The sequence below is a fragment of the Gordonia sp. (in: high G+C Gram-positive bacteria) genome (assembly GCF_049299075.1).
Lineage (GTDB): Bacteria > Actinomycetota > Actinomycetes > Mycobacteriales > Mycobacteriaceae > Gordonia.
Map to the genome: position 1 here is coordinate 1 of NZ_JBAQWU010000181.1, position 1,562 is coordinate 1,562.

The 1,562-nt window shown below is 66.3% G+C and carries 2 protein-coding genes and 2 pseudogenes; 3 read left to right on the forward strand and 1 reads right to left on the reverse strand.

The window, feature by feature from the left end; genetic code table 11:
* Nucleotides 1–494 (reverse strand): annotated as a pseudogene (locus tag WAW85_RS05930) (nicotinate phosphoribosyltransferase); the annotation flags it as partial.
* Here WAW85_RS05930 and clpS point away from each other — a divergent pair.
* The 3 genes and pseudogenes from clpS to WAW85_RS05945 all read left to right on the forward strand — a co-directional run.
* The gene (clpS, locus tag WAW85_RS05935; protein WP_422558717.1) at nucleotides 493–795 is read left to right on the forward strand and encodes an ATP-dependent Clp protease adapter ClpS; all 303 of its coding nucleotides are present in this window, start codon (nucleotides 493–495) and stop codon (nucleotides 793–795) included. The pseudogene WAW85_RS05930 and the gene clpS overlap by 2 nt on opposite strands.
* The gene (locus WAW85_RS05940; protein WP_422558718.1) at nucleotides 795–1,376 is read left to right on the forward strand and encodes a DUF2017 domain-containing protein; all 582 of its coding nucleotides are present in this window, start codon (nucleotides 795–797) and stop codon (nucleotides 1,374–1,376) included. Before clpS ends, WAW85_RS05940 begins: the two co-directional genes overlap by 1 nt.
* Nucleotides 1,373–1,562 (forward strand): annotated as a pseudogene (locus WAW85_RS05945) (hypothetical protein); the annotation flags it as partial. The gene WAW85_RS05940 and the pseudogene WAW85_RS05945, both read left to right, overlap by 4 nt.

A 1,562-nucleotide genomic window follows, 5' to 3' on the forward strand; every position in this document is an offset into this window, starting at 1 on the left:
TGGGTGCGCCGCGAGCCCATCTCGATCACAGGGCGGCCGGCGGCGGCGGACACCATACGCGCGGCGGCCGAGGCGATGGCACTGTCGTGGTTGAGGATCGACAGGACCAAAGTCTCCAGGATCACGCCCTCGGCGAAGCCGCCGCGCACGGTCAGGATCGGCGAGTTTGGAAAGTACAGCTCACCCTCGGGGTAGCCGTCGATTTGCCCGGCGAAACGGTAGTCGCGTAGCCACTCCACGGTGGCCTCATCGAGGAAATGCCGCACCGCGTCGATTTCGGCGGGACCGAACCGGAAGTCGGGGAGCTCATCGAGCAGCCGCTCGGTGCCGGCGACGACCCCGTAGCGACGACCGTCGGGGAGGCGGCGGGCAAAGACCTCGAAGACGCACTCGCGATCTGCGGTTCCCGCAGCCAATGCCGCGGAGATCATCGTCAGCTCATACTGATCGGTCAGCAGCGCAGTACTCGTCACATTCGCTACCCTATAACTCATGGCGCTTGAAGAAGCGGCACCCGGCGGTAGCACTGGCACGGCGGTCGCCGAACCCGAGACCGTCCTCGACCGGCCCTGGGTGACGATTGTGTGGGATGACCCCGTGAACTTGATGAACTATGTCTGCTATGTCTTTCAGAAGGTTTTCGGTTATCCCGAACCCAAGGCCCAGGAGTTGATGTTGCAGGTGCACACCGAAGGCAAGGCGGTCGTCTCCTCCGGTGACCGCACGGCGATGGAAGGCGATGTCCGCAAGCTGCATGCGGCCGGTCTGTGGGCGACGATGCAGCACGACACCTAATGCGGACGTGGAGCCGCCGCGGCACCGGCGACGACGTGCGAATTTGCTCCAATCTGGAGAGCTACGAGTGCCAGTTGCTCGCCTCGATGGTGACCTCGACGTCGGAGATGCTCCGCGAACGTGACGGCTCGGCCGCGCAGGATTCGCTCGCCGAACTGACCGGCATTCGCACCGGGCATACGAGCGCGCCCCGCGATGTGACCCTCGGTCGGTTGCTCCCGGACTTTCATCGCCCCGACCAGGACGAACTACTGGCGGCCGGTCCAGTCGCCGCCGATCTGAACGGAGCGCTGCGCAGCATCAACGAGCCGCAGATCATCGACGCGAAGCTGATGGCCGCGGCGATGGTGCTCGACACGCTCCCGGGTGGCGGCGGCGAGGTGGCGCTTACCGAAGCGGAGGCCGACTGCTGGCTGACTGCGCTGAACGATGTTCGCCTAGCGCTCGGCGCCATGCTCGCCATCACCGACGACCACCGGCCACTCGACGCGGACGACCCGTACGCCGGGCATTACGACGTCTACCAGTGGCTAACTGTCGTGCAGGAACTGCTGGTCGAGGCACTGATGGGCGCGCGGTGACCACCGCGCGGACCGGGGACCGGATCTCCGAGGTGGCCGGGATCGTGGTCGGACACCACCATCGTCTCGACGCCGATGTGACAGTCGGCGGTCTCACCGAGGCTGGCGCAGGCTGGGCCACCGGCACCACGGTGGTAGTGGTGCCGGATGGCAGCGTGACGGCGGTCGATGTGCGCGGCGGTGGAC